The sequence below is a fragment of the Streptomyces sp. NBC_00273 genome (assembly GCF_036178145.1).
Taxonomy (GTDB): domain Bacteria; phylum Actinomycetota; class Actinomycetes; order Streptomycetales; family Streptomycetaceae; genus Streptomyces.
Genome location: NZ_CP108067.1, coordinates 9,534,450 through 9,560,260 on the forward strand (window position 1 = coordinate 9,534,450; position 25,811 = coordinate 9,560,260).

The window sequence follows — 25,811 nt, forward strand, 5'->3', positions numbered from 1 at the left end:
AAGAGACCGGCCAGTCCACAACCCTGCGTTCCTTTGCGCAGCGTTGTCTGCGGGCAGGCTGGGCAAGCCGTTCCGAACGGAGGCTTACCCAGCCTTGGCCGGAGCACACCGGCGATGGGGCGTCGGCCGTGGTCCACCTGGGCTTCTCGGGGCGGCCGTGCCTGACGGATGGCCGGTGGCCGATTCGGAGTTGCACGCTTCGACCCGGACGAGAGCACCCCGGGCCGGGACCGCCAAGGCTCGCGCGGTACCGGAGGTCACCTGCTGGACGGAATCAGCGTTCGATGTGCTGGGCCACGGCCTGTGCCCAACGAGCTCCCTGGTTCGCCGGTGCCGCCTCGCGCAGCGACGCATTGTGCTCGCCCTGCCGGGAGTCTCCGGTGTCCTCCAGCGAAGGCGTGTCCACGGGGACGCTTCCCGGGAGCATCCAGCGTTCCTCCTCATGAGCGCCGTGTGCCATGGCGATCACATAGGACCGGCCTTCGGCCATCCGGGTCCTGTCGCCGTCCGCGTACACGACGCTCACCGTCACCGAGGCCGGCGGCGCGCCCTTGAACGCCCTATCCACCTGGGCCCGGTAGTCGACGCGGACCGGCCCACCGCCGAAGAGCGGGGCGTGCTCGCTGCTGCCGGTGATCCGCACCCACACCAGCTCGTCGGCGTGACCGGCGACCTCGCGGTCGTCGGTGGCCCGGTAGCCGACGTCCGCCGACGAAGTCGGGGGAAGGCCCGGCTCGAGTACGACTTTCGCGGCGCCCAGTGCGACGGCGGCAAGGACGAGCGTGGCACCGGCCAGGGCCCAGGTCTTCTTCTTCACGGTCATCATCCCCACAGCAGCGCGTAGTTCTTCTTGTCCTGAGCCGTCGGTGCCGACGCCATATCACCGGTGTGCGGTGCCATCAGCGTGGCGTATCTCGACGGATCCTTATGGCAGAAGCCGAGAGCGTGTCCCAGCTCGTGCGCGGCAGTCTTCCGCCTGGCCTCGGTCGTCGTCAGGTTCGCCAGGTTCAGCCAGATCACGTCGGTGCCCGGCCCGTGCTCCCAGTAGCCGTACAGGTCGCGCCACTGCCCGTCCGTGCGGTTCGTGTCCTTGAACTCGACGTCGGCATAGCTCGTCGCGTCATCCTTGCGGATCCTGACCGTGCCGAGGTTCCAGGACCGCACTGCGTGCGACAGGGCGTCGTCAAGGCTCGTCGCGTCGTCGTACGTGAGTTCCTTCCCGTCGACGGAGGAGTTACCGCGGGAGTCTGCGGCCTGCCCACCTGAGTACTTCGTCCAGCACGCCGCGTACGCCGCTGCGGCCTCGGCGGATGCGTCCGGGGCCAGCGGAGGCGCAGCCGCTGTCAGACCGGCGACCAACAAAGTAACCGTGAGCGTGATCCGTAACGGCTTCATGCCCGTCACAGTAAGGAGCGGATTTCGGACCGGATCGTTTCACCGTTCCCGCGTCGCTCGGATGGGGGTGTTCTACCTGGCTGGCTAGGGCGTTGCCCACCGGTCCCGTGACACTGTGCAGCCGACCCCAAGAGTTCGACCGCCAGGCGCCCGCGCCTTTCTCCGAAGCCAGATCGGCACCGATGAAGCGGCAGATCAGCCGATGGCGCGCGCCCCGAAACCCGAGAGCTAGAGGTGGCGCACCAACCCTCACATCCACCAAAACCCCGGCCGAAATCGCCCGGCGCGCGTTGCACCTGGGCACGGACCCGGGCCGTGCGGGGGCGCACGACGTCGCACTGCTCGACATCCTCTGGACGGCACTGACCGGCGTCGTCCACGCCTTCGCCCTCGCCGGGTCCGAGGGCGTCACCGCATCCGACCTGGCCCCCTACGCCAAGGGCGTCGCCGCGCTCCTGCCCGACGTGATCGACGCGTTCGCCGAGCAGGTCGACACCGGCAGCTACCCCGCCGGGGGCTCCAACCTCCGCTCGGCGGCGGCGATCATGTCCCATGTCCTCGAGGCCTCGCGCAGCTGGGGCGTCGACAGTACGGTGATCTCTGCCGCCCATGAGATCGCGCGCCGGGGCATGGCGGCCGGTTACGCGGACGACTCCTACGCCCACGTCGCCGAACTCCTCCGCGGCTGAACCCGCCTCTCAGCCAGGACGGGGCGCCGTCGCTGGGCCAGTACTCCAGCTGTAGGTCGTGATCTTCATGTCTGGGATGCGGCTTGTCGCCGGCAAATGACCGGCTCGTGATCGTGCCTGGTGGTGGCGGCGCCAGGCGGACCAGTTGAGCCGATGGGCCGGGCCGTGATCGGGCCGGACAGCGATGGTGATGAACAGACGCCGGATCTCGTTGCAGGTCAGCGGGATCAGGTCGTCGGGTCCAGCGGACCGTGGTTGCACCGGATCAGCAACTGGTGGCGGCCCCGTGCCGCTTCGGCGAGGCCGATGACAGCCCAGTCGTAGAACCGCTGTCCCTTTGCTTCGCGTCCGACCGAGAGCCTCTGCCAAGCTCGTTTCGGCACCTTCTTCACCAAAGCATCGGCACGGAACGTGCCTGCGCCGATGGGTACTTCGGCCGAGCAGGCCACGGCAAGGACGTATCCGATGCCGCGTTCCTCCAAAGCCGTCCGCCGTTTCGGGTTGCCGCCGTAGACCTCGTCACCCGTGACCCAGCCGATGCGGTGTCCGGCGGTCAGGAACCCTTCGACCATTACCCGGGCCAGTCCCGGCTTCGTCGCGAAGACGGCGTCCTCGCCGAGCCCCGCGGCCCGGCAGCGGTCCGGGTCGCACGTCCAGGAGCGCGGGACGTACGGCTCCCGGTCCACCGTCGCGTGCCCGCGCTCGCCGGCGTACACGAGGTAGACGGCGACCTGGGAGTTCGCGACCCTTCCGGCGGTGCCGGTGTACTGGCGCTGGACGCCGACGGCGGGGGTGCCGTTCTTCACGTTGCCGGTCGCGTCAACGACCAGCACAGCGGCCTCGTCATGGAGGTGCTCGACGACGTATACGCGCACCTCGTCGCGGACGGCGTCAGCGTCCCAGGAGGCCCTGCTCAGCGGGTGCTGCATGTGCTGCATGCCGTGCGGGCCGGTTTCCCCGACCCACTCGGCGATCGTCCACAGTTCTTGCACGGCAGGTCCGACAGCAGGCCCAGCACCAACCGCCCGGCCGCAAGCGCGGTTCGTACCGGGCGAACCGGCCCGCGATACGGTTCCGCACCGGCCCTATCAGCAAGATCACGATCTACGGCTGGAACTTGGCCGTTTCCTCTTCTGACCGTTGTCGGATCCCCCAACGAACACAGGCGTCACTCGGCTCGGTGGTTGGAACGAGAGCGTTTCCACACGCGTTCGAATGCTTCCGATGGGCAGATCGGTTCGGTGCTCCCGCTGAAGCGGGCGAGCCAAGTGGCACCGGCCTGTCGGTGTCCGTCCGTATCAGACAAATTCCAAGCCGCCAGTGCACGTCCGAAATCGGTCTGCGTGGTGTCTTCCATGATGCTGATCAGCAGCGATGCGTATGCATCCTTGTCTACACTAGCCAGTTGTTGACCAGCCTTACTGCTAAGGGCGGGGTCTCTGGCAAAGCGCATCAGCCACATGATGCCGGCTTCTCGGTGTCCATCCAGCTGAGCCAGCCCCCAGGCCGCCCAAATACGATCCTCCCCGTTGAAGGTGGTCTCTTCCACGAAGCGGGTCAGCATTGTCGCCGCGGCTTCCTCATACTCGTCCATCAGGGCCAGTTGCCAGGCCGACCACACACGGTCGTAGTCATCGACTGTGGCGTCTTCGGCGAAGCGGGCAAGCCATGCCGCTCCCGCTTCCCTCTCGTCACGTACCTCAGTCAACGCCTTGGCGGCTTGCATGCGATCGTGCACCTTGAGGCTGGTGTCTGCGGTGAAGCGTGCGAGCCAGGTCACACCGGCCTGCTGATATCCCTCCACCCGAGCCAACATCCCAGCAGCCAACGAACGCTCGTCCGCTTCGAGCAAGGTGGCCCGAACAAAGAGGGTCAGCCACGAGGCACCAGTCTCTTGATATCCCTCTAGCTGACCCAGGGTGCCGGCTGCTGCCACGCGATCCCAGATCCTGGCGTCGTCGTCCTCAACGCGTTGGATCAGCAGGTCCGCACCGGCCTCCAGATGTCCATCCAGCATGGAAAGCCACCCGGCCGCCTTCACGCGGATTTCGAACGGATCGTAGATGCTGGGCTGCTCGACCAGGCGGCGAAGACGGTGGGCGATGGGCTTCAGGGGAAGGTTCGTCTTCAGGCCCAGCACCTGCACGACGAGGGACTGGATCGTTTCCAGTTCCCCGCGTTCCGCCAGGATTTCCAATCGCCGAGTCGTCTCAGTCGCGGTGCTGTCCCCGGCGCTGAGGAGACCGTCGAGGAGGAATCCGAGGTAGGACGGGGGGCGGCGCGGAGGCTGTGGGGGACTTTCGATGGCGGAGGGTTCTTGGTGGGGGAACAGATCGTGGAGCAGCTGGACACGAGCTGCCTCGTCGCGCGTGGCGTGGCGGGCGGCATGGAACTCGAGGAAGGTCTGGTGGAGGAAGTCGAGGTCGTCTGCGCGCTGGGTCAGGATGCCGGTGGGCCGCAGGAGGTCGCCCAGGAACGCGTGCCAGAGGTGCTCCTTGACTTTCTGTGGACGGTTGGCCTGAAGGTGTGAGGCCAGGATTTCGACGGCGGGTGCGGTGCTGCCGTTGACCCTTTCGTAGGCGAGGTGGTCAATCAGTTCGGGCAAGTGCTCGCGCACCTGTTCGGCGGCCTGCTCGGCGGCCTGGTTGTCCCTGGGGATCTGGTGGCGGTCCTTCAGCCGTCGGATGGCCTCGTCATGGGTATTCATGATGTTCTTGTGGGCGTTCTGTTCGTAGATCAGCTCGACGAACGACTGGTAGGCACCGGTACGGCCGTTGGGCAGGGGACGGATGGGATCAGCCGCGTAGAGCTGGCAGAGCACGAGGGCCATCAGCGGGATGCGGGCCAGGACTTCCAGGCGGGAGTGCTTGAGGCCGGCGATGAATGCCTCGACGTGGCGGACAGGGTCGTCCAGGGGGCGGAACCAGTGTGTGGCGTAGGTGTGCAGGTCGTCGCGGGAGAAGGGCTGTAGTTCGTAGCGCGGCACGTGCCGGCCCAGGGTGCCGAGTTCTGCTGCGGGCAGGGGGCGGGTCGCTACGACGAACCGGTACAGACCCGGCGCGGCCGCAGCTGCGCCGGCGAGCATCGCCAGAACAGCGTTGCGGGTATCTGTGTCGGGGATCTCGTCGATGCCGTCGACCAGGACCAGCCAGGACACCCCGGCTCGTGGCGGGTGGCGGAAGAAGTCGGCTGTCAGCTCATCGAGCAGCCCGACCTGCCGCAGGTTGGCAGTCACGGTTCTGGCGAGGACCGTGGGCAACGGGTCCGTGCCGATCAGAGCGGCGGCGCTCACCATGACCGGGATCGTCTCGCCGGTCCTGCCGCCCAGCCAGCTGTCGGCGGAGTCGGCCAGGTGAGCGCAAAGCAGGGTGGACTTGCCGCCGCCGGGTCCGCCCAGCAGTACGCACATGGCCCGGTCTTCGCGGAAGACCTCGGCGGCGGGCACCGAGGGGCCGTCCTGGTTGCTCGCTGCCGGGGTGTGAGCCTGCTGGCGCACGTAGACATCGGCCAGGGCCGGCAGGCTCGGGACGCCGGGGACGCCTGGATAGGGGTGCCGGCGTGCCGCCTTCTCGGCGACTTCCAGGTACGCCTCCAGTTGGGTCGTGCCACGGGGTTCCGCCTGATCGCGCAGACGGGACAGTTCGTCTCTCTCCGTGCCGTCAATACCCGCTGCGTTGAGAATCGCCCTGAGAGTAGCGGCCTCTGGCGGCCCCTTGTCGAGGTTGAGCGCGTTGCTGACCGTCGCCTTACCGACCGACTCGCCGTTGAGCTGTGCCTGCCTGACGATGTCGGCCTGCTTCAGCTTCAGACGGGCCAGAGCGCCCTTCAGCCGATTCTTCAGTTCCCTGTTGGCGCTGTCGCGCCGTGCTGGCCCCGTATCGGACACCCTGCCCCCTGACCTTGTTGTTCATCCTTGTTCATGTGAACCCGGTGAACGCCTCCCGCGCCGATTCTTTACTCGACCGGCCGGCCGGTCCCGTCTGAATCGGCATGATCGTTATGGAGGAGTACCGGATGACCTTCGAACTGGTGGTGGCCAGCGGCCCCGTTCTGCTCGTGGCGGTGCTTCTACTGCGGCGGCGCAAGGCTCAGTCGAAGCCGGTGGGACTGGCTCGCGACGTCCGCGACCTGATCACCCTGCGCATGGTCTTGCGAGACGCCAAGCCTGGCCAGCGCGAGAGCCTGCTGGCGGCACACCGCAAGTGGCGATGTGAGCCGAGGAAGAAGCCCCGAGGCTGAAGCCTGGAGACCAGCACGGGCGGGGACAGTAGAGCCCCGCCCGGTGCCCGGTTCATTCCTTCCGTCGTCATCGTCGGGTCGACGGCATCCGGGTCGTGTCGTACACCGTCTGCCGTCCGTCCGTGTATCGCTTGCACACGAGACGTCCTCGATGCCCAGCTGCCCGGCTAGGTGCTCCACCACCGGCCACAGCACATCCAGCGGGTCCTCGCCCTGGAACAGGCCCACGTACGGCACCGTGCACGTCTGAAGCTCGAACCCGAGCTGGTGATGCTGAGTACGCCGCAGCGCGATCAGATCCCGGTCCACGTCGTCCAGGAAGAAGAACCGCTTCAGCTCGGGCCGCGTCGGCTCTGCGGCGAACTTCCCGTACGCCGCAGACTGTTCATCAGTCAAGAACTCCACGGGCATGTACCCGATGTAACCACCCGTAGCGAAAGACCGTGGATCTTTCACCGAAAGAACCGTCTGGTGGGTGTCGCCGTGCTAGCGGATCACGGCGGCGCATCCGTGGTCAATCTCATCGATACGAGCTGTTTTGTAGGTCCCCGAGATCGGAGAGCCCCGTGGGTTCAGAGAAACTAAAGCCTGTTCAGCGGGAACGCGGGGGTGGACTGCGGCGAGGCGGCGGGCTTCGGTCGTGACCTCGGCATCGATCTCAGCTACTGCTTTGTCGCCGCCGTATCCGAGGAAGGCGTACTCGTCATCGAGTTCGGCGAGCCGTGCGGTCAGGGGCAGCAGCTCACCCCTCGAGTGTCATTGACACCCTGAATCTCTATCACTGCGTTCCGGTAATCGTACAGCGATTTTCACGGCCGCCATCGCGGGCAGACCCTCACCACCGCGGAGCAATGATGGAGGACCTCTCCGCCGCCGACCGTGCGTCACACACCCTTATCCTCATGGATGTTCATCTGTAAGAGTTCTGCGACAGGCCTCGGAGTGGCCGCGTTGCCGCAGATCAACGTTCGCGGAAGAAATCAATAAGCCGTGATGCGCGGCCGGATCGGCACCGGACTATGCCCATAGAACAGTGTCAGAAAGTCGACGCGCTCAAGAACTTGAGGGGCACCCTTTCTGCACGATCTGGTGGGTGCAGCCATCCCATGACGACGACACCGCCGATCTCCTCGCCCCCGTTCCGGCCGTACGGACCGGTGGCCTCGTGAGATACGCACGCGTGTCGACGAAGGGGCAGTTGCTCGACCGGCAGGTCCATGCGCTCACCGAAGCAGGGTGCATCCGGATCTTCGCCGACAAGACGTCAGGCAAGAACATCGAGCGCGAGGAGCTGTGCAAGGCCCTCGACTTCCTTTCGCGAAGCCGACACCCTCGTCGTCCCGTCGCTGGACCGGCTCGGCCGCTCTCTTCAGGACCTCATCGCCATCGTGTCCGGCCTACGGGAGCGCGGTGTCGACTTCACCTCGCTGCACGAGACGCTCGACACGACCACACCCGGCGGACGCCTGGTCTTCCACGTCTTCGAGGCCCTCGCGGAGTTCATCCGCGAACTCATAGCGGCCACGTCGTCGAGTCGAAGGAGCCCGTCCGGCGCCTGGGAACAAGGCCGATGCCCGCGTCTGGCGGGAGTCGGACCTGCCGGCGGCTGGGGCCGGGACGACGGTCGTCGCGGACGGCGCCTACCTGGGAACCGGGCTGATCGTCCCGTACTGCAGAAGGGCCGGACGCCCCCTCCTGCGCGGCCAGGAAGAGAACAACGCCGAATACCGGCGGGTGCGGGCCCGCGTCGAGCACACCTCGCCCGCATGAAGAACTGGCAAGGTCCTCCGCGACTGGCGCCAGGAAGGAGACGGCCTTCACCACGTCGTCGCCACCATGTACAACCTCGCCATGACGCGGTGAAACAGCAGGCCGGACGACACACCGACCTTCCCGTACCCACCCTTCGGTAACACCCCTTTAAGAGGCCCTAACAGAAGTTGTTGATCATGTGACTTTCGGTTCGGGTGGTCGTTGGTCTGGTCGTGGGGAAACGCCAGTCACGGCCGTGGATCGTGTCGGATGAATTGTGGTCGCTCGTCGAGCCGTTGCTTCCGGATCCGGCGCCGAAGCGGGTGGAGGGCCGTCCGCGGGTGCCGGACCGGCAGGCACTCTGCGGGATCCTGTTCGTGCTGCATACCGGGATCCAGTGGGAGTACCTGCCGCAGGAGCTGGGGTTCGGTTCCGGGATGACCTGCTGGCGGCGTCTGGCCGCGTGGAACGAGGCAGGTGTGTGGGACCAACTGCACCTGGTGCTGTTGAAGAAGCTGCGGGTCGCAAGGAAGCTGGACTGGTCGCGGGCGGTGATCGACTCCTCCCATGTCAGGGCCGCTCGGCGGGGCCCAAAAGCGGTCCCAGCCCGGTCGACCGCGCTCGGCCGGGTAGCAAGCACCACCTGATCGTTGACGGGCAGGGCATCCCGCTGGCTGTCTCGCTGACGGGCGGGAACCGCAACGACGTCACTCAGCTGATGCCGCTGCTGAACAAGATCCCGTCGGTCGCCGGCCTCGTCGGCCGGCCTCGCAGACGCCCGGACAGTGTTCTGGCCGACCGCGGCTACGACCACGACAAGTACCGCCGCCTGGTCTGGGCGCTCGGCGTCAAACCCGTGATTGCCCGCCGCGGAGTCCCACACGGCTCCGGCCTCGGCGTCTACCGGTGGGTCGTGGAACGGACCATCGCCTGGCTTCACGGCTTCCGCCGGCTACGGATCCGATGGGAACGACGCGACGACATCCACGAGGCCTTCCTCGGCCTCGCCACCTGCCTCATCACCCACCGCCACGTCCAACGCCTTTGTTAGGACCTCTAAGGGGCAAGACGCGGAGCGCACAGCACCGCCATCGTGAAGGAGCACGCGGATGGATCCTGCTGTTGTCGTCACGGCGGTGCCCCTGGCACTGGGCTATCTGGTGAGGCTGCGGTACCGCTGGACCATGGAGAGGTGAGAGGTCCGCAAGGCCGAACTGGCCCAGATCGGGCTGTCGGAGAGGGCCCGGTCGCTGCCAGCAGGCAACAGGCTCTCACTCCTCGACGTACAGGAACTCCGGCCCGTAGGTCTTCCCGCTGCCGTCGGGCAGTTCCAGTTGAACGAGCTTCCGCGCCTCGGTGCGCATCCCGCCCATGTGGCCGATCGCCGGGAACAGCATGTCCGAGTCACCCGTCAGCCAGGCTGCCTGCAGCGCCCGCAGCATTTCGCTGAAATGTGTGTTGAACGCTGCGAGCACCTGCTGAACCTCGGGCGTCGGCGCGTTCAGCCCGCCGTTGACCCAACCGCCCTCGGGCACCCGCCCCATGGGGAAGGCCGGAGGCAGCGGGACATCGTCGCCCTTGAAGTCCCAGACGGCCGGATTCTCCGACATCTTGATCAGCTTCTTGCCGCGGAACATCTCCCGGAACACGTAGAAGTGCGCCAGCTCGCCGGGCTTGCCGGGGAAGGGGTTCTCGGGTGAGGCGGAGGTGCCCTCGCCCTGCTCCTTGATGATCTCGATCGCGGTTCGCACCTTCTCGATGCTGTCGAGCGGAACGATCTTGTTGCCCTGGCCGTGGCTCTCAAGGGAGAAGTCGATCTGCCGGTCGCCGTTGATCAAGTGCTGGTGTGCCTCGAACGCTTCTTCGATCGCGGTATAGAAGGCCCCAATCGTGGCGAAGGTCCCGAACTGGGCGACCGGGCGATCCGGGCGCTCGATCTCGGAGAACATCTCGACCGAGTCCTTGGTCAGTCCCTCCAGGAAGACGATGAGTTCAGGCCGCACGCCCCCCGGCAGCGCGCGCTCGTACTTCGGCACCACCTTGGGATCGGCGAGGACCGGCGTCCCTCCGATGGTGGTGAGCATGTTGCACACCAGTCCCATATGGGTCATCTCATCGAAGATGATCTCCCGGATGTTCTTGGCGACCGCCGCATTCGTTTCCTTGATCGACCACAGGGCGCTCGCGTACGGACCGATGGTCGCGATCTCCACCATGATCGCCTGCTGAAGGGAGTTCTTCAGCCACTCCGCATCGCGGTCCGCCGGGAGAACACCCAGCAGCTCGACGATGGCGTTGCTCTCATACTCAAGGACCTGGGTCATGCCACACCTGCCTCATTTGTGTGCAGACAGGATGAAACGCTATCCGTCTGGCAGGCCGGGCGAGCGAGGTGCGGGCGAGCCCCGGGACGGTTCACCCCATCGGGGCAGGGCAGGCCCCCTCGACGCCCGCGACCACGAGCCCACCTTGCTCGCCCCCCGTTACCGTCTTCGCTGCCTCCGCAATGGGGCTGCCGGCTCACGGCACCGGCCGCCAGGTCCACGGCGGCGGCGACGTCCTGGTCATGCTCGCCAACGGCCGCATCACCGCAAACGCCGCCGACTTCGCGAAGTCCCAGCGGCTCCACCTCGTCGACCGCCACGTCCTCGCCGAATGGGCCAGCGGGTCCCGCCCCCCCCTGTGGGAACTCCTGCATGCACTTCCTTCAGGCGGCCGCTGGGCCAGCCCGTGAACACGGCTCCCCAGCTCGTCAGGCGTCCGGGAGAACCCTCGATCGGGCGTGTGCCGGAGCTAGTGCTTTTCCTGCGGTGCGGCTGGCGACAGGCCACACGGGGTATTCGGGTCGCACCTGGTCGACGGGGCGCTCGATGCAGTCGGCCGACCACCCCGGATGCCTATGCGGCTCTTCTGCCCGCAGATCGTTACCGACACGGGGACGAAGGTGTCCAAGCCCCTGATCCGCGAAGGCCGTGCGGAGCTGCCCGCGGGTGCGGCACCCTGGGTCCTCGACACCCGCCAATGGGAGGGAACGCCGGGCGATCACGCGGAGAGCCTGCTGGCGCTGGCCGACGTGCTCTCCTCGGACCCACGCCACTTCTTCCGCTCGTACTCGGCTCCGGAGATCTCCCGCATGATGACGACACGGAGCCTGAAAGCCGGATGAGCCCAACCGCTACAACGCACCAGCTGAACCTGTACCGCAAGTACTTCGAACTGGTTACCGCAGGGACCAAGAACATCGAAGTCCGAGTGAAGTATCCGCACCTGGAGAACATCTCGGCCGGCGACCGGATCGTGTTCGCTGTCAAGGAGTCCGAAGTCCGGTGCACCGTCGATGTCGTGCGCGTCACTGAATACACCTCGTTCGAGGCCCTCCTCGATGGCGAGGGTGCCGCGAACGTCAACCCAACAGCAAACCGGGAACAGCAGCTCGCCAACATCCGGGGCATCTACGGGCTGGAGAAAGAGGCTCTCGGGGCTCTCGCGATCGAGATCAAACTGACCGCCTGAGGGCGACACCCCGATGGCACGCCTAGATTCACTGGGGCAGGTGGGGGCTGACCCCGGCCCTTAGAGGTCCTAACAAAGGCGTTGGACGTGGCGGTGGGTGATGAGGCAGGTGGCGAGGCCGAGGAAGGCCTCGTGGATGTCGTCGCGTCGTTCCCATCGGATCCGTAGCCGGCGGAAGCCGTGAAGCCAGGCGATGGTCCGTTCCACGACCCACCGGTAGACGCCGAGGCCGGAGCCGTGTGGGACTCCGCGGCGGGCAATCACGGGTTTGACGCCGAGCGCCCAGACCAGGCGGCGGTACTTGTCGTGGTCGTAGCCACGGTCGGCCAGAACACTGTCCGGGCGTCTGCGAGGCCGGCCGACGAGGCCGGCGACCGACGGGATCTTGTTCAGCAGCGGCATCAGCTGAGTGACGTCGTTGCGGTTCCCGCCCGTCAGCGAGACAGCCAGCGGGATGCCCTGCCCGTCAACGATCAGGTGGTGCTTGCTACCCGGCCGAGCGCGGTCGACCGGGCTGGGACCGCTTTTGGGCCCCGCCGAGCGGCCCTGACATGGGAGGAGTCGATCACCGCCCGCGACCAGTCCAGCTTCCTTGCGACCCGCAGCTTCTTCAACAGCACCAGGTGCAGTTGGTCCCACACACCTGCCTCGTTCCACGCGGCCAGACGCCGCCAGCAGGTCATCCCGGAACCGAACCCTAGCTCCTGCGGCAGGTACTCCCACTGGATCCCGGTATGCAGCACGAACAGGATCCCGCAGAGTACCTGCCGGTCCGGCACCCGCGGACGGCCCTCCACCCGCTTCGGCGCCGGATCCGGAAGCAACGGCTCGACGAGCGACCACAATTCATCCGACACGATCCACGGCCGTGACTGGCGTTTCCCCACGACCAGACCAACGACCACCCGAACCGAAAGTCACATGATCAACAACTTCTGTTAGGGCCTCTTAGTGTGCCTTGGGTCTCCCGAAATCGCTTTGCCCGGTGGGTGGTGCGGTGGTCGGCACGGTGATTGGTCCGACGGTCGGTCCGGGAGTTGGTCCTGCGGTCGGTTCGGTGGGCCGTTGGTCGCCTGGGGGCGCCGGGCGTACGGTGTCGCTCCCCGCTTATCGGACCACGTAGATCATATTGTTTGCTGTTCGGGCGGCTTCCGCTCGAACGTACGAGACGGGGAGTTCTACCATGCGCATCCACCGGAGCCGTGCTGCGGCCCTTACCACCGCCGTCGGGTTCGTCCTTGCACTGACCGGCTGCGGGGGCGGCGGCACGGACGGGGCGCTCAAGGCGCCAGCGGCCGGCACGGGCACGTCGGCGGCTTCCGGCACCCCGGCCGCTTCCGGTACGGCGTCGGCGTCGGCGACTCCGACGGCGGCCGGTCCGAGCGGCACCGGCGATCCGGCGGGCGCCGCCGGCCCGACGCCGACGGGCCCCGACGGCAAGGGGAAGGCGACGTACGGCGCCGACGCGACCACCGAGGATGCCTACGCCTACACCCACCCGTGTTCCGCCAGGAACCTCACCGTCAAGGTCACCTCGGCGCAGGGCTTCCCGGCGACCGTCCGGGTCGTCACGGTGACCAACAACGGTTCCACCACGTGCGGACTCGACTTCCACCCCGCCGTCGGCTTCAGTGCCAAAGGATCCGCCCTCGGCATCCAGGCCACGCCGCCCGAGGGTCTGGGCGGCGCGCCGGCGCACCCGGTGCGGCCCGGGGCGACCACGTACGCGGCGGTGGACCTCAACCCCTCGGGCGGCGGCGGTCCCGTGGCCGACGAGATCAACATCCTGGCCGACCCGAGCCACATGCCGAACGCCGACGGCGTCAGCCTGCCGCTCGCCACCACGGGTACCGTCGCCAAGCCGAGGGTCGGGCTCTACCACTTCACCGCGCGCGACTCGTTCGACACCCTCTGACCGGGCGCGGCGCGGCTGCCCCGCAGTTGGTGGGCGATGGCCTGCCCAGCCCGGCACAGAAGCAGCAGCCGCCGCCCCATTTGAGAGTGCGGCCACCCCTGCTGAGGACGAGAACGCGTTCAACGACTGCGCCGTGTGATCGAGGTGGGCACATCCATGCACATTGGACGACGCCGCCCGCAATCCGGCTGATCAGCCGGATGCAGCGGACAGCACCACGTCCACGAGCCTGTCCGCCGCATCCGGCCGCCCGTACGTCCGGGCCCGCTCCGCCATCGCCGTCCGCCGGGCGGGGTCGGTCAGGAGCGGGCCCACCGCACTCTGCAGAGCCGGGCCGGTGACCTCACCGAGCAGGGCCGGTGCCGCCCCTGCATCGGCACGCGCCCGGCCCGAAGCCGAGGCGCCGATCGTCATGTTCGTGCCTTGGTCACCCTCCCCTTGATTCTCACGATGCCCAACGTCCCGGCGGGCGATACCGTTCGCCATCAGCGGCCGGTGCGGCGGTTCGGCGCGACCGCCATGTGGTCGCGGGGAGGAACTGGTCGACTTAACGGCGCGACTACCTGGCCAGAACACCCCGCGACCGCACCCGCTTCTGGCCGCCCGCGGTGGCGGCCGTGGCGGGGTGCGGCCATGGTGCAGCCGTCGCTCCCGAGGGGGCAAGGGCAGGGCACCCATCAGCCCGTCAGGGACGTCCACATGGTCAGGGGTCGGTCCTCGACCGTGATCTGGTCCTCGTGGCCGTGGCCGTCGCGGATCACGATGATCCGGTACTGGTCCTGGTGGAACACCCAGAACAGACTCATGCCGTTGATCCGCTGCATGTCCGGGACCGCGAGGAATTCGTCGACCCTTGTGATCCCGGTCAGTGATCGCCATAGGTCGAGCCCTCGGTCGCCGCGCTCGAGGGCGTCCTGGTGCAACCTGCCGTCGGCGATCGAGATGAGCCGGTAGACCTGACGACCCATGATGGTGTGGAAGACCCAGTAGTGGCTCTTGCCGTTCACCCGCTGCATGTCGGGCACCGGCAGGAAGGCGTCCACCCTTTCGATGCCGCTGAACGAGGCCCAAGCGGAGAGGGAACGGTCCGGCAGGTCGGTCCCGGCCCCCTGCTCGGGAGGGAGCCCGGACTCGGCGCCGTCGGCGATCCAGATCCGCCGGTAGACCTGCCGGCCCTCGACGGTGTGGAACAGCCAGAACCGGCTGCGGCCATTGATCCGCTGTTCGTCCGGGACGGGCAGGACCGCGTCGACCTTCGTCACTCCGAGGTAGCACGGCCACATGGTCAGCGGCCGGTCGGGGCGCTCGATGACGTCCGTGTGCTCGTCCCCGTCGGCGATAGAGACGGTTCGGCAGACGGCGCCGTCGCTGCCCGCCCCATACGCCCAGTACCAGCTCTTGCCCTTGTCCCGTTGCATGTCGGGGATGGGCAGGAAGGCGTCGGTCGGCCGGACTACGGTGGGCGGCTTGTCGGTGAGCCGACCGTCACCGAGCAGCCGTAGCAGGGTCAGCGAGGGAGCGAAGGCGTAGACGGACCCCTCGGTGAAGACGAACTGGCTCAGGCTCAGCTGCGTGGTCTTGCCGGGGGTCTCGTAACTGAGCTTGCCGGCGGCGCCGACCATTCCGTCGGGGCCGGGCTTGTTGGTCCGGTTGGGTGGGAAGTCCGGGCTGTCGATCCATGCCTTCTGGATGAACTCGAACTGCTGCACAAGGTCCGACTGGTAGCAGACGAAGAGCAGGCCGCGCTTCTCGTCGGGCCCTCCGGGGCCCTCCGAGGCGGGGTCGAAGGGCGCGCCGTACGGGGCGCCGCGTCGGATGATCCGGCGGCGGTCCATCACCGGATTCTCGTCGAACGGCGGATCACCGGGCTTCTCCTGCAGGCCGTCCCGGGGGTTGGTCTTGCGCAGGTGCGAGAAGAGCGGGGTGATGAAGCCCTCGGGGTCGTTGCGGTAGCCGAAGTCGTTGTCCTCCCCGGCCAGCGCGCTGGAGGGCCGGTCGGCATTCGGGCACGTGGCGACGGGGGTGCCGGACCGCCACCGGCCGACGAGGCGGGCGGCCAGCCACTCCGTGGTGGCCTCGGGCGGCACCACCTTGGCCTGCTTGAGCGCCTTCAGCTGCCCGGCGACCTGGAACCAGAAGCCGGGGACGTCCTGGCCGAGCCGGCGCACCACCTGGAAGCTGCCGTTGTCAGCCCAGTCGGGCGTCTCGTGCGGCACGCCGCCGACCCGGTCGTGCCCGACGACGAACTCGCCGGGCGGGATCAGCCGAGTGCCGTGATGGCCCTTGACGTACTCGGGCTTGACGGGGTCCGGCTCGTCGAAGCCGATGACACCGGGCTCGCTGACGCCGTCCTTGAAGCCGAAGTGCTCCTTCCCCCTCCGGCTGCCGGACAGGGTGGCGGCGTCCTGCTGGAACACGATCACGATCTTGGCCGCGGCGCACGCCTCGCGCTGCTGTCTGACCGTCGCCTGGAGGTCCTGGACGGTGTCCGAGGCGACGGTGAGCACGGCGTGGACGACCTGGCCCTTGCCGTTGCCGAAGAGCCACATCTCCGGCGAGCTGTCGCCGGTGTCTCCGAGTGCCCGCTTGTCCGAGCCCTGCTTGAAGGCCTCCAGACCGCTGCCGGGCTTGACGGAGGGCAGCGGGTCCTTTCCGGTCAGCTCATGCAGGCCCGCGCAGGTGAAACTGACGTTGATCCAGGTGGCCTTCAGCGCCTTCGGGTCGTCGCCGGCCGAGGCCTTCCTGGCCTTGCTGAAGGCGGCATTGAAGGTCGCCACCTGCCTCGTCGTGGAAATCTGCGGTTCCAGCGCCTTGACCCAGGTGCGCGCCCGCGCTGCATCCTCGAACTTGAGGAACAGCAGGGTCATCTGGTCCTTCTTGAAGCCGGCGATCACATCGCCCTGGATGTCGTCGCTCTCACGCAGCTTGAGATCGTCCACGATGCTCTCCCTAGAAGATCGACACCTCCGCGCCGATGCTGCGCAGAGTAATCAACAACGTATGCGGCACTCCCGCGTCCTCCCACCGACCGACTGGCCGATTGCGCCGACCGCCACTCATTTACGCCTCGAATGCGCTGGTAAGAGGCGTGAAGAAACCTTTGGTTTGGTCGGAGTCACCCGCCTGCGCGTCTCGGGTGACAGTCGACCGGCGCGCCTCAACATTGAAGATCGTCACTGTGCGTGAACATGTGGCAGTCCTGGTGCAGCCCGTGTCAGCCGATGTGTCCCCCAGCCGGGGCCGCTGCGCCTTCCTCTCGCCAGCAAGGAGTCCCATGTCCCGCAGCAATCCGCGCCTATCCGCCCGCCGGAGGCTCGCCACGGCGATCTCAGTCTGCGCCGCCACCGCGATGGCCGTGTCCATGGCCCTGGCGTCGGCAGGCCCCGTACTCGCCCACACCGGTCACGGAGACGAGGGCGATGCCGTCCCGTACGGCCCCGCCTCCCGGGCGGCGAGCGCACCGGTCACCGTCGACCCGGAGGAGGCTGCGACGCTCGGCAAGGAACACGCCGCGGAGCACGCCCGCACCCGGATGGCCATGGCCGGCGTCGGCGAGTACCCGCAGACCACCCGTACGGAGCGGCTCAAGGCACTGACCGCCTCCCAGGAGAAGGCCAACGCGTCCTTCGACGCGGCCGAGTTCGGCCGGTTCCAGGAGTACTTCCAGTCCCCGGACTTCGCGGCCCACGTCGCGCTGCTGCCCACCGGCAAGGTCCTGCTGTTCTCCTTCGAGCGGATCGAGACCAACCCGCAGAATGAGCCCGCCCCCACCCAAACCATCGGCAAGGAGAACGCCGGCCGTGCCTGGATCTGGGACCCGGCCAAGGGGACCGGCGCCGGCGCGTTCACCGAGAAGAAGCCGCCGGTCATCAACATGCCCGACGGCAGGAACGAACCCCGCCCGGCCCCGTTCTTCTGCGCCGGCCACTCCTACCTGCCCAACGGCATGCTCGGCGTCTTCGGCGGCAACCTTGGCGGCAACGGAGGCAGCGGCGCCAAACTGTCCCTGGTCTTCGACCCGTGGGCGGAGGAGTGGTACCTGAACAAGGACATGTCCGTCGGCCGGTGGTACCCGAGCGTGGTCACCGGCGCCGACGGGCGCCAGGTGATCATGTCCGGTCAGTCGGAGCTCGGCTGGGGCACCCCCACCCCCGTCGTCGAGCGCTTCCCCGCCGCGACCCACCAGGTGCCCTTCGAGAAGTCGGTCAAGCCGATCGGCTGGGGAGTGGACCAGCTCAAGACCGAAGCCCCCTTCAAGTGGGACTATCCGCAGCTGTTCTCGCTGCGCGACGGGAAGATCTACGGACTCGGCCGCTCCGTGGACCAGCAGTGGCTCTTCGACACCGCCGCCGACACCAAGACCGACCTGCCGGACCGCCCGGACATGAACAAGGGCAAGCCGGGCCCGGACGGCGGGGAGTGGAGGCGCAACTACGGCTCCGCCGTCCCCCTGCCAGCCGGCTTCAGAGGCCCCGACTCGGTCCTGGTCCTCGGCGGCGACCGCAACGACCCGAACACCTACCGTCTGGCCGGCGGCAAGTGGAACACCGAGAAGCCCCGCGCCTTCGGCCGCACCCAGGACGACACCCTGCTCCTGCCGAACGGCAACCTGCTCACCGTCAACGGTGCCTTCGACATCCGCGACTACGGCAACGGACCGTACAACCCCAACGCCGATCTGAAGTACCGCCAGGTCGAACTGCGCGACGAGAGCGGCGACTGGAAGCTCGGCCCCGTGCAGCGGCTTCCGCGCGGCTACCACTCCAACGCCGTGGTCCTCCCGGACGGCCGAGTCATGATCACGGGCGACGAGCTCCAGCAGCTCGCCAACGACCCCGACATCACCGACAACAACAACGGCAGCATCGAGATCTTCGAGCCCGCCTACCTCCACCAGGGCAGTCGCCCCTCGCTCGGCCTGATCTTCAACCCCAGCGTCGTCTACAACGAGAAGATCACGGTCAGTACGAGCACGCCCAACGACGTCACCCGCGCCGTCCTGCTGGCCCCGACCACCGCCACCCACTCGATCAACACCAGCCAGCGTCACCTCGAACTACGTATCAAGAGCCGCAGCGGCAACTTCCTGGAGCTCCAGGCCCCACCGACCGCCGCCGCGGCCCCGCCCGGTCACTACATGCTCTTCCTCCTCAACGAGGAAGGTGCACCGAGCAAGGCGGGCTGGATCCAGGTCAAGCCCCCGACGACCGCCGCAACGGGTGCCACCGCCACCAAGACGACGCCCGGCGACTGACACCCGTCGGCGCTTCGGGGCGAGCCCCCAGCCTGGTCACGGGACACGGCTGGGGGCTCAATGCGGATCGTCCGCGCACAGTGGACGTCGTGCGCCGGGACGCCGACGACGGCGGCCGCGCCCCGAGCGAGCGGCTGCGGGCGGGCTGAGCATGGGGTGGGGCGCCGCTGGAGGGGCGGCGGGGGCGGTGCGGGAGGCTGGCAGGGGTTGGGGCCTACAAGAAGCCGTCGTCACCCGGCGATAGCAGCAATGAAGTGGCACTTGGCGGGGCGGAGGCGGCGGTGCCAGGTCGGTTGTCTTCGGCGACGTGGACGGTAAGGATTCCCAATCGTCGTTGTCAAGCAGTCGGAGTGTGGTGCGGGAGGGCGAGCTCGTGGTCAGGGACGTGCGCCGTGGTGGTCCTCTGTGCCAGCTCCGAGAGCTGCTCGGGCATCAGCCAGACGCTCCCTGGACTCGGCTATCCACTCTTCGCCCATGTCCAGCGGCACGGAGACAACGATCTGGGTGCTGGGCCCGTCATGGACTTCGACCACGTAGGGGTCGTCGGCAATGAATCGGAGGTAGGCCGTGCGGCCGGATCGGGGCCAGTCCGCCGTGAACGGCTCGTCGAGGTCGGCCTCCTGCTCGTTCTCCTCGATGGCGTCCAGAAGCCGGCCCCAATCTGAGAGGTCCTCGGAGTCGAACCCGAGATAGACGGTTCCGTTCACGAAGCCGCTTGTGACGACGGCTTCCGCGTCGTAGTGCCGGACGCCCAGGCTTTCGAGGGTGGGCTCGATTGAACGCAAACGAACGGTGACGCCCTGGCCAGGGTCGGCCAGCCGGATCAGTTCAATCGCATCGGACTGTGTGTTCGTGTCCATGGCCGGGAACCTACGGCAGGCGCTCAGCAACGACTACGACGGGTGTGCGTTCCGCGTCCGCTGACAAACACGTGATAGTCATGCCGCGGCTGGTTCCGGTTGAGGCGGCTGGGCTGTCCATCGGCGTTGGTCGCGGATGAGGGCCCACAGAACGTCGAGACGACGGCGGGCGAGCGCGCGAATCGCCTGCTTGTGGCTCTTGCCCTCGGCTCGTTTGCGGTCGTAGAAGGTCTTCCACGTGGGACAGAAGCGGGCAGTGATCTGGGCCGAGAGATAGAGGACGCGCAGGAGCGTGCGGTGGTAACGGTGTGGCCGGGCGCATGTTGCCTCTGATGCGACCGGAGTCCCTTGGGACCGGTGCGAGTCCGGCGACACCAGCAAGGCGGCCCGCGCTGCCGAAAGCGTCCATGTCACCGCCGGTGCAGGCGATGAACTCCGCCCCCCAGCAGCGGGCCCATGCCCGGCATGCTGAGTACTACTTCGGCATGGCGGTGCTCTCGGAAACGGACCGCGATCTGCGCGTCGATGCCAGCGATCTCTTCGTCCAGAGCGAGCACAGCCCTGGCCAGGGCGTGGACCACGGCAGCGGCAGTTCTCTCCCCGGCCACGGCAGTGTGCTGTGCCTGCGCCGCGGCGACGGCCGCATCGGCCATGGCTTGGGCGCCACGGACTTTGCGGTTCTGCATCCAAGCCACGAGTCGGGTCGTGCCGACCCGGCGCAGGCCGGCCGCGGTCTGGTAGCCGGTCAGCAGGATGAGTGCGGCCTTGGAGGCGGCGTAGTTGAAGGTCCGTTCCAGGGCGGGGAAGTACTCCAGGAGCTGGTCTCGCATCCGGTTGATGGCGCGGGGGTGGTCGGCTGCGAGGTCATAGCGGCGGGCGGTGAGGATCTTCAGGTCTACCGCGATCTCGTTCCACTCCTGCAAGGGCTGCGGGTCCCGACGCATCCGTGCCTCATCAGCGATGACGTAGGCGTCCTTCGCATCAGTCTTGCCGTCTCCGCGGTAGCCACGGGACGCGTGGTGGACTGTCCTGCCTGGAATGTAAAGCAGCCGCTGACCATGGCCGGTCAGGAGAGCGATGAGCAGAGCCCCGCCGCCGGCGTTCAGGTCGACGGCCCAGGTCACCGGACTGTCCTCGGCCAGGGCGAGGACATCGCCTATCAGCTCCAGGAGCTCGGGCTCCTTGTTGGGAACCCGGCGCGAGAGCACCTTCGTTCCCTCCGTGTCGATCGCCGTGCAGCGATGCGCGGCCTTGCCAGCATCCGTCCCCGCCCAAAGCTCGGGCACCCGAGCTTCCCTGGTCGATCGGTTGACTGGTCCCTTCAGACGACCACGCCGACGTGTCCTTACGAAGCGATTTCTGTTCGCTCATCCCAATGAGTGGCCGTGTCGTCGCGGGGCACTGGGCGGCCAATCAGTCAAAGCCACAACCACGGCATGAGTGCTGCAAAGCTACACACAGGCCACCGGGTCCCCGATCGTACGAAGGACCGGAATCACCCCGCCAACACGGTAAGGAGCGCTGTAGTTGGCCCCTGAGCGTTCTAGTTGGCCCGCCTGAGCGATTTGGGTGGCCCTCAGAGAAGTGAGACAAGTCCGGTGGCACGCCGTGTCCGGTCAGGAAGGCAAGGACTGGACCAACATCCCGGTGCCGCTACGTAGGCTGCGTGACCTGCCACCGCAGACGTCCGGTACCTCGCCGGGGGTGGCTCCTCGTGTTACTCCGCGGGCGTGATCCGCCAGGTGCCGTGGCGTACGTCGAGCGTCGCGGTGAGGTCGGCCTGTTGCGGGAACGAGATGCCCAGCCGCCACGGGTCTGGCAGGGCGGCCAGCCCGATGGTGACCAGATCCTCGGTGACGGTGCCCAGGGCTCCGATCCAGTGGGGTGCGGCGGCGATCAGCTGCTCGGGTATCCAGGGCCCGGGCTCGGGAACGCGGGAGAAAGGCTCCTCGGTGAGTTCGGCGAGGGCGGAGCCGGCCAGCAGGCTCAGCAGTCGCGCCAGGACCGCGGCCGGAAGGGCGGGGTCTCGGGTCTCCAACAACACGTAGCAGTCGTCGTGGCCCGAGAACCAGACCCGGGAGTCTCCCAGGCGGCTCAGGAGCGGCTCGTCGACGCCGGTCGTGCCGAGCACGAGGGCGAGCTCGTCGAGCTGCTCCGGGGTCACGTCGGCGGGCACGTCGATCAGACTCAGCTCGTACGGCGACCAGGTGCCGTCGAGGAGACGGGGCAGGAGGTCGCGGTCCATCACCAGGAGCTCCTCCGGGAGTCCGTTTGTGCCGGACGCCCAGGATCCGAGGGGGTGGACCGTGCACGGCACGCCGAGCTCGGCCGCGATCAGCGCGGGCTGCAGCGGATGCCAGTCCTCATCAAGATAGGAGTTGGTCTCCAGCGACACCACTGCGACCGCGTCGTTCGCCACGGCCACGAACAGGTCGACCAGCTCGCCCGCCTGGGCCGCACCGGCGCTGACCCGCCACAGCCCCTCGGCCTCGCGGACGCTGAAGCTCAATGGGAACGGCTGGCGCTCAATGCCGACACTGTTCACGCTGAACGCGCCCTGCTGCCCGACCTCGATCATTGCCCCACCCCCGAGAACCCGCCGGACGCCACTGCCCAGCCCGCATCCATCAATCATCGCCGGTCAGCGGGGCGGGCCTGCCACTGCCGACCACCCCTCGACGAGGGCGTGGTCCAGGGATCACACCCACGCGTAGTTCACGTCTGGCACGGTGCTCAAGGCCGTGGCGGGGACTCGACGATCTCCTGCGCGTTGACGGCGTACGGCGTGTGCGAACTCGCCGGCGTCGGCAGCGACCTCACCTTCTTCGCAACTCCGGACCGACTTGCCGCTTTTGCCGGGCTCGCACCAGCGCCGCATGACTCAGGCAAGGAGATCGGCAACCTCCACCGCCCCCGCCCCTACCACCGCGGCCTCCAGCGCGTCTTCTACATGTCCGCCCTGACCAGCGTCCGCTACGCCCCCAATTCCCGGACCTTCTACGACCGCAAGCGCGTCGAGGGGAAACGCCATACCCAGGCTGTGATCGCTCTCGCCCGTCGCCGAGCGAACGTCATGTGGGCCCTGATACGGGACCGGCGCCTCTACGAAGTCGTTCCACCGGGGATCACGGCGCCGCTCTGATCTTGGTGCCGTCCGTCAAGGACTGCCTGTACTTGGCGGTGTCCGGCTTGCTCGCGAGACCAGACGAGCGTCCGGCGGCGCGGATCCTTGTGGTCCCAGCTGTCGTAGTCCATGACGGCAACGGTGTCCGACAGCCGCCACCGCGAGGAACTCCATGAGGCTTCAGGCACCTCCACCAGGCCGTCGAGGAGTTCGATGGCCGAGGTGGCAAGGCTGTCCATGGGCCATGGCTTCCACGTCGCGACGGTGTCGGTGAGGGCATGCGATTCGATCAGATGCGGGAGCGACGGGGCGATAGGGAGGTAGGGACTGCCACCGTCGATGTCGGTGCCCACACTGCCGTTGGTGTGGATCAAGTCCCGGCACGGCTTTGACACACGCTCGCCGGTCCATTCGAAGTACGAGCCCCCTCTTCCCAGGTCCTGCCATGCTGCCGTCTGCAGACCGAGGTGGTCGTACTCCCACCCGCGGGCGGTCTCGTACCGATCCCCGTTCACAACCCAGCTACGGCGTACCTCGTAGCGCAGGCCTCCGAACTTCTGCTCGAATCCCTCGCATCGGATGATGAGATCCATGGGAGCGGGGACGAGTTTCCCCGAGCGGTCACGCACTTGCCATAGCTCTATCGGCAGCCCGAACCGAGAGGGGCACTCACGCCGGGCTGAGCGACGCAGGAGGTCTTGTGCGCGCGCCGAGAGCTCGGATGGATCTTCCAGGATGTGCATCCTGAACTTCTTTTCCAAGGGAAGGTGTGGCTGTCAGGCAGTCAGGCTACCGGCCATCAGCACGGGTTTTGCGGCTTGACTTCTCCATTGGGAAGCTCCTGTTGGGAAGCTCCTGAGCGTGATAGCTGACCCGCGGGGTAGCGGGTAGATCATCGCGATCGGGTTGCCTTCTACGCTGTGCGCGGCCAGGGCGGCGGCGGTCGCGAAGCCGGCTGCGACGGTCAGGCGGTGCGGCCCGCGATGTTTCCGTCGTGCGGGTGACACGTGGAAGCGGGGATTTCCGGTCCCGCAGCCACAGCTGTACTGGCCGGCGTAACGATTCGGCCCTGGCCGAAACGACTGGAGGGGCGAGCAGGGCAGCCCGCAGCATCTGTGAGGAAGACAGCGGCGGCGGCACGGCAGCCGCCCATGGCTCCACCGCCGCCGCCCTGCACACCCACCACCTACAGGAGAAGCCATGCGTACACGTACCCGGGTCATCGGCACGTTACTGGGTGCCGCCCTGCTCGCAGGCGGCACCGTCACCACCGCGGCTGCCGCGCCGCAGCCTGCGGCCCCCTCGGCCACCGAGTCCGTCTCCGACGTCACGTCCACGCTCCCCAGGTGGCGCCCCACCCACAAGCGCTATCCCAGCTACGACTCCTGCAACTGGGCCGGCCAGACCGCCTGGGAGAACGACGCCCGGGTCACCGAGTGGGACTGCCGCTCGGTCGAGTCGGGAGAGCGCTACGAACTCTGGCTCAACGTGGTCTGACGGGACGACGGCCGGCCCAGGACGTCTTGCGCGCACCCGTCCACGGGGGGTGGGTGCGCGCAGCCCTGTCCTAGTGCAGCTTCCAGGTGAACTTCCCGCCGCCCACCCAGCGGACCGCGTCCGGGTCGTCCAGGTCGTGGATCGTGATGCCGGCAGCCGCGGCGAGCAGGATCACGTCCGTCATGGACTTCGCCGTGCCGAACAGCTCGCCGTCGATCTCCACGAGACGGAACGGCGGTGACGCGCTTGGTGGTTCGGGGTGCGTGTGGTCTTGACGCCGCGGAGTCGCACTCGGGGTCGATGCCGCAGATGTGGCAGGACCAGGTCGTCAGCGCGATAAAGTAGGCCATCGCGGCCCAGGGTCGCTGTTCGGGCAGGTCATGCCTTTTCGAAGGCGTCCCCGGGGCGAGTCGCATCACGAGCTCGGTGCCCTATGCCCTGGCTGTCGACCCTGCCGGCGACTGCTGGCTCTCCTTGGCAGCGCGTACGAGAGGGTCGGCGGCATACCCACGGGTTGATGGCGTAGACGGGGCGGCCCGTTGCCCGAAGGCAGGCGACCAGAAGACCGCGGGAGGTCTCAATGGCCACCGGGATGGAATCCTGCGGACTATCGCCGTGCTCGGCGAGCATCTGAAGCAGCTGGTCGAGCCCTTCTGCGGAGTCATCGATGCGAGCGCGAGCCAGCAGCGACCCGGTTTCGTCGACGACGGCTATGTCGTGGTGGTCGCTGGCCCAGTCGATGCCGCAGAACGCTCTCACTCGCCTCACGCTTTCTCATCGAATCTGTGTTGTGGCTGGTCACAGCCGTGCAGGGCATGCGTCTCTCTAATGGAAGGGCTCGGTGGCCCGACATCCGACTAGCCGTTCATGACCCCAGCGACCTGCGGGGCCCACGGTCTTGATCGGAGCTGGAAGCTCCCGAGCACGTAAGAGGTAGTCCCCGCAGGGGGCTTGGACCACGATCATCATCGGTGACCAAGTGGTCGCTCTCGATGCCAACGGCGAGCGTCAGCACACGTCAGTCTTCTTTAAGGGCTCACGGCCCGGATCAACGGAGGACGTCGTGCTGACGCCGGCGATCGGCATCGAGGAGATGTTTCTACGAGCTCAGCTCTCGCCCATTAGATCAACGGCCGCAAGAGACATATCGTGGTCGACACCAAAGGAACGCCCGTCATGATCATGGTGACCCCGGCCGCCATGACCGACAGCGACGCGGCCCGCGAACTCCTCTGGCGCCTTCGCCTCACCCAGCCGCAGATCACCCAGGTCTGGGCGGACTCCGCCTACGCCGGCCAGCTCGTCGACTGGGCCCGGGACTTCCTCAACATCACCCTGCGATCCGTCTCCCGGCCCAAGGGAGCCAAGGGGTTCGTCGTCCTTCCCCGGCGCTGGCGCGTTGAGCGGACCATCGGCTGGATCATGAACGCCCGCCGCAACGCGCGAGACTACGAACGCCTGCCCCTGCACAGCGAAGCACACCTGAACTGGTCACTCATCACCCTCATGACCAGGCGTATCACCCACGGCGGCAAGCCCAGGGCAGATCGCTGGGACAAGAAACCCCACCTCG

General features: G+C 67.4%; 19 protein-coding genes and 10 pseudogenes. 14 read left to right on the forward strand and 15 right to left on the reverse strand.

Going from position 1 to position 25,811, the window contains the following annotated elements; all coding sequences use genetic code 11:
* Positions 1 to 274: 274 nt before the first annotated feature.
* Both OG386_RS42835 and OG386_RS42840 read right to left on the reverse strand, forming a co-directional pair.
* Positions 275 to 817, reverse strand: coding sequence for a hypothetical protein (locus OG386_RS42835; protein WP_328792715.1), 543 nt, complete (start codon positions 815 to 817; stop codon positions 275 to 277).
* Positions 818 to 822: 5 nt separating this feature from the next.
* Positions 823 to 1,395, reverse strand: coding sequence for a hypothetical protein (locus tag OG386_RS42840; protein WP_328792716.1), 573 nt, complete (start codon positions 1,393 to 1,395; stop codon positions 823 to 825).
* Between the two features lie 290 nt (positions 1,396 to 1,685).
* Between OG386_RS42840 and OG386_RS42845 the strand changes: the two genes are divergently transcribed.
* Positions 1,686 to 2,084 (forward strand): imine reductase family protein, encoded by a 399-nt coding sequence (locus OG386_RS42845; RefSeq protein ID WP_328792717.1) that lies wholly within the window; start codon positions 1,686 to 1,688, stop codon positions 2,082 to 2,084.
* A 65-nt stretch (positions 2,085 to 2,149) separates the two neighbouring features.
* Here the strand turns inward: OG386_RS42845 and OG386_RS42850 are convergent.
* Positions 2,150 to 3,185: pseudogene (locus OG386_RS42850) on the reverse strand (IS701 family transposase).
* A gap of 67 nt (positions 3,186 to 3,252) precedes the next feature.
* A complete protein-coding gene (locus tag OG386_RS42855; RefSeq protein WP_328792718.1) occupies positions 3,253 to 5,970 on the reverse strand; it encodes an NACHT domain-containing protein in 2,718 nt (905 codons plus the stop codon).
* A 128-nt stretch (positions 5,971 to 6,098) separates the two neighbouring features.
* Here OG386_RS42855 and OG386_RS42860 point away from each other — a divergent pair, with 128 nt between their 5' ends.
* A complete protein-coding gene (locus tag OG386_RS42860) occupies positions 6,099 to 6,323 on the forward strand; it encodes a hypothetical protein (RefSeq protein WP_328793591.1) in 225 nt (74 codons plus the stop codon).
* Positions 6,324 to 6,420: 97 nt separating this feature from the next.
* On the opposite strand, the pseudogene OG386_RS42865 reads toward OG386_RS42860, so the two are convergent.
* Positions 6,421 to 6,734: pseudogene (locus OG386_RS42865) on the reverse strand (DUF4158 domain-containing protein); the annotation flags it as partial.
* A 198-nt stretch (positions 6,735 to 6,932) separates the two neighbouring features.
* On the opposite strand from OG386_RS42865, the gene OG386_RS42870 reads away from it, so the two are divergent.
* The 4 genes and pseudogenes from OG386_RS42870 to OG386_RS42880 all read left to right on the forward strand — a co-directional run bounded on the left by OG386_RS42870 (position 6,933) and on the right by OG386_RS42880 (position 9,126).
* Entirely contained in the window at positions 6,933 to 7,094 is a 162-nt protein-coding gene (locus OG386_RS42870) for a hypothetical protein (protein WP_328792719.1), read from the forward strand.
* A gap of 394 nt (positions 7,095 to 7,488) precedes the next feature.
* A pseudogene (locus OG386_RS47080) lies at positions 7,489 to 7,840 on the forward strand (recombinase family protein); the annotation flags it as partial.
* Positions 7,841 to 7,856: 16 nt separating this feature from the next.
* Positions 7,857 to 8,186: pseudogene (locus OG386_RS42875) on the forward strand (transposase family protein); the annotation flags it as partial.
* A gap of 122 nt (positions 8,187 to 8,308) precedes the next feature.
* A protein-coding gene (locus tag OG386_RS42880; protein ID WP_405785725.1) for an IS5 family transposase occupies positions 8,309 to 9,126 on the forward strand; the annotation gives its coding sequence in 2 pieces (ribosomal slippage) (positions 8,309 to 8,638 and positions 8,641 to 9,126; 816 coding nt in all).
* 220 nt (positions 9,127 to 9,346) lie between these two features.
* Here the strand turns inward: OG386_RS42880 and OG386_RS42885 are convergent.
* Positions 9,347 to 10,399, reverse strand: coding sequence for a ferritin-like domain-containing protein (locus OG386_RS42885; RefSeq protein ID WP_328792720.1), 1,053 nt, complete (start codon positions 10,397 to 10,399; stop codon positions 9,347 to 9,349).
* Between the two features lie 182 nt (positions 10,400 to 10,581).
* On the opposite strand from OG386_RS42885, the gene OG386_RS42890 reads away from it, so the two are divergent.
* The 3 genes from OG386_RS42890 to OG386_RS42900 all read left to right on the forward strand — a co-directional run bounded on the left by OG386_RS42890 (position 10,582) and on the right by OG386_RS42900 (position 11,588).
* Complete coding sequence (locus OG386_RS42890) at positions 10,582 to 10,809, forward strand: hypothetical protein (RefSeq protein ID WP_443053279.1); 228 nt, start codon at positions 10,582 to 10,584, stop codon at positions 10,807 to 10,809.
* Positions 10,810 to 11,019: 210 nt separating this feature from the next.
* Positions 11,020 to 11,241 (forward strand): hypothetical protein, encoded by a 222-nt coding sequence (locus OG386_RS42895; protein WP_328792721.1) that lies wholly within the window; start codon positions 11,020 to 11,022, stop codon positions 11,239 to 11,241.
* The gene (locus tag OG386_RS42900; protein WP_328792722.1) at positions 11,238 to 11,588 is read left to right on the forward strand and encodes an ASCH domain-containing protein; all 351 of its coding nucleotides are present in this window, start codon (positions 11,238 to 11,240) and stop codon (positions 11,586 to 11,588) included. Before OG386_RS42895 ends, OG386_RS42900 begins: the two co-directional genes overlap by 4 nt.
* 69 nt (positions 11,589 to 11,657) lie before the next feature.
* Here the strand turns inward: OG386_RS42900 and OG386_RS42905 are convergent.
* A pseudogene (locus OG386_RS42905) lies at positions 11,658 to 12,493 on the reverse strand (IS5 family transposase).
* A gap of 278 nt (positions 12,494 to 12,771) precedes the next feature.
* On the opposite strand from OG386_RS42905, the gene OG386_RS42910 reads away from it, so the two are divergent.
* Positions 12,772 to 13,503: a DUF4232 domain-containing protein gene (locus OG386_RS42910; protein WP_328792723.1), complete on the forward strand. Its 732-nt coding sequence runs from the start codon at positions 12,772 to 12,774 to the stop codon at positions 13,501 to 13,503.
* A gap of 192 nt (positions 13,504 to 13,695) precedes the next feature.
* Here OG386_RS42910 and OG386_RS42915 read toward each other — a convergent pair.
* Both OG386_RS42915 and OG386_RS42920 read right to left on the reverse strand, forming a co-directional pair.
* Positions 13,696 to 13,884: pseudogene (locus tag OG386_RS42915) on the reverse strand (UDP-N-acetylglucosamine--N-acetylmuramyl-(pentapeptide) pyrophosphoryl-undecaprenol N-acetylglucosamine transferase); the annotation flags it as partial.
* A 296-nt stretch (positions 13,885 to 14,180) separates the two neighbouring features.
* The gene (locus OG386_RS42920) at positions 14,181 to 16,442 is read right to left on the reverse strand and encodes a Dyp-type peroxidase (RefSeq protein WP_328792724.1); all 2,262 of its coding nucleotides are present in this window, start codon (positions 16,440 to 16,442) and stop codon (positions 14,181 to 14,183) included.
* Between the two features lie 335 nt (positions 16,443 to 16,777).
* On the opposite strand from OG386_RS42920, the gene OG386_RS42925 reads away from it, so the two are divergent.
* Entirely contained in the window at positions 16,778 to 18,757 is a 1,980-nt protein-coding gene (locus OG386_RS42925) for a galactose oxidase early set domain-containing protein (protein ID WP_328792725.1), read from the forward strand.
* 377 nt (positions 18,758 to 19,134) lie between these two features.
* Here the strand turns inward: OG386_RS42925 and OG386_RS42930 are convergent, their stop codons facing one another.
* The 3 genes and pseudogenes from OG386_RS42930 to OG386_RS42940 form a co-directional block, all read right to left on the reverse strand.
* Positions 19,135 to 19,617: a DUF5959 family protein gene (locus OG386_RS42930; RefSeq protein WP_328792726.1), complete on the reverse strand. Its 483-nt coding sequence runs from the start codon at positions 19,615 to 19,617 to the stop codon at positions 19,135 to 19,137.
* 78 nt (positions 19,618 to 19,695) lie between these two features.
* A pseudogene (locus OG386_RS42935) lies at positions 19,696 to 20,903 on the reverse strand (IS110 family transposase).
* A gap of 431 nt (positions 20,904 to 21,334) precedes the next feature.
* On the reverse strand, positions 21,335 to 22,195 hold the full coding sequence (locus tag OG386_RS42940) for a hypothetical protein (RefSeq protein ID WP_328792727.1): 861 nt from the start codon (positions 22,193 to 22,195) through the stop codon (positions 21,335 to 21,337).
* 216 nt (positions 22,196 to 22,411) lie between these two features.
* Here OG386_RS42940 and OG386_RS42945 point away from each other — a divergent pair.
* A pseudogene (locus OG386_RS42945) lies at positions 22,412 to 22,759 on the forward strand (transposase); the annotation flags it as partial.
* On the opposite strand, the gene OG386_RS42950 reads toward OG386_RS42945, so the two are convergent.
* Positions 22,720 to 23,484 carry a hypothetical protein gene (locus OG386_RS42950; RefSeq protein ID WP_328792728.1) on the reverse strand — a complete coding sequence of 255 codons (765 nt, stop codon included), beginning with the start codon at positions 23,482 to 23,484 and terminating at the stop codon, positions 22,720 to 22,722. The pseudogene OG386_RS42945 and the gene OG386_RS42950 sit on opposite strands and share 40 nt — an antisense overlap.
* Positions 23,485 to 23,941: 457 nt before the next feature.
* On the opposite strand from OG386_RS42950, the gene OG386_RS42955 reads away from it, so the two are divergent.
* Positions 23,942 to 24,238: a hypothetical protein gene (locus tag OG386_RS42955; protein WP_328792729.1), complete on the forward strand. Its 297-nt coding sequence runs from the start codon at positions 23,942 to 23,944 to the stop codon at positions 24,236 to 24,238.
* A gap of 70 nt (positions 24,239 to 24,308) precedes the next feature.
* Here the strand turns inward: OG386_RS42955 and OG386_RS42960 are convergent, their stop codons facing one another.
* Both OG386_RS42960 and OG386_RS42965 read right to left on the reverse strand, forming a co-directional pair.
* Positions 24,309 to 24,461, reverse strand: a complete 153-nt coding sequence (locus OG386_RS42960; RefSeq protein WP_328792730.1) for a hypothetical protein — start codon at positions 24,459 to 24,461, stop codon at positions 24,309 to 24,311.
* 272 nt (positions 24,462 to 24,733) lie between these two features.
* Positions 24,734 to 24,997, reverse strand: a pseudogene (locus OG386_RS42965) (IS110 family transposase); the annotation flags it as partial.
* A gap of 366 nt (positions 24,998 to 25,363) precedes the next feature.
* Here OG386_RS42965 and OG386_RS42970 point away from each other — a divergent pair.
* A pseudogene (locus OG386_RS42970) lies at positions 25,364 to 25,804 on the forward strand (transposase); the annotation flags it as partial.
* Positions 25,805 to 25,811 lie beyond the last annotated feature (7 nt).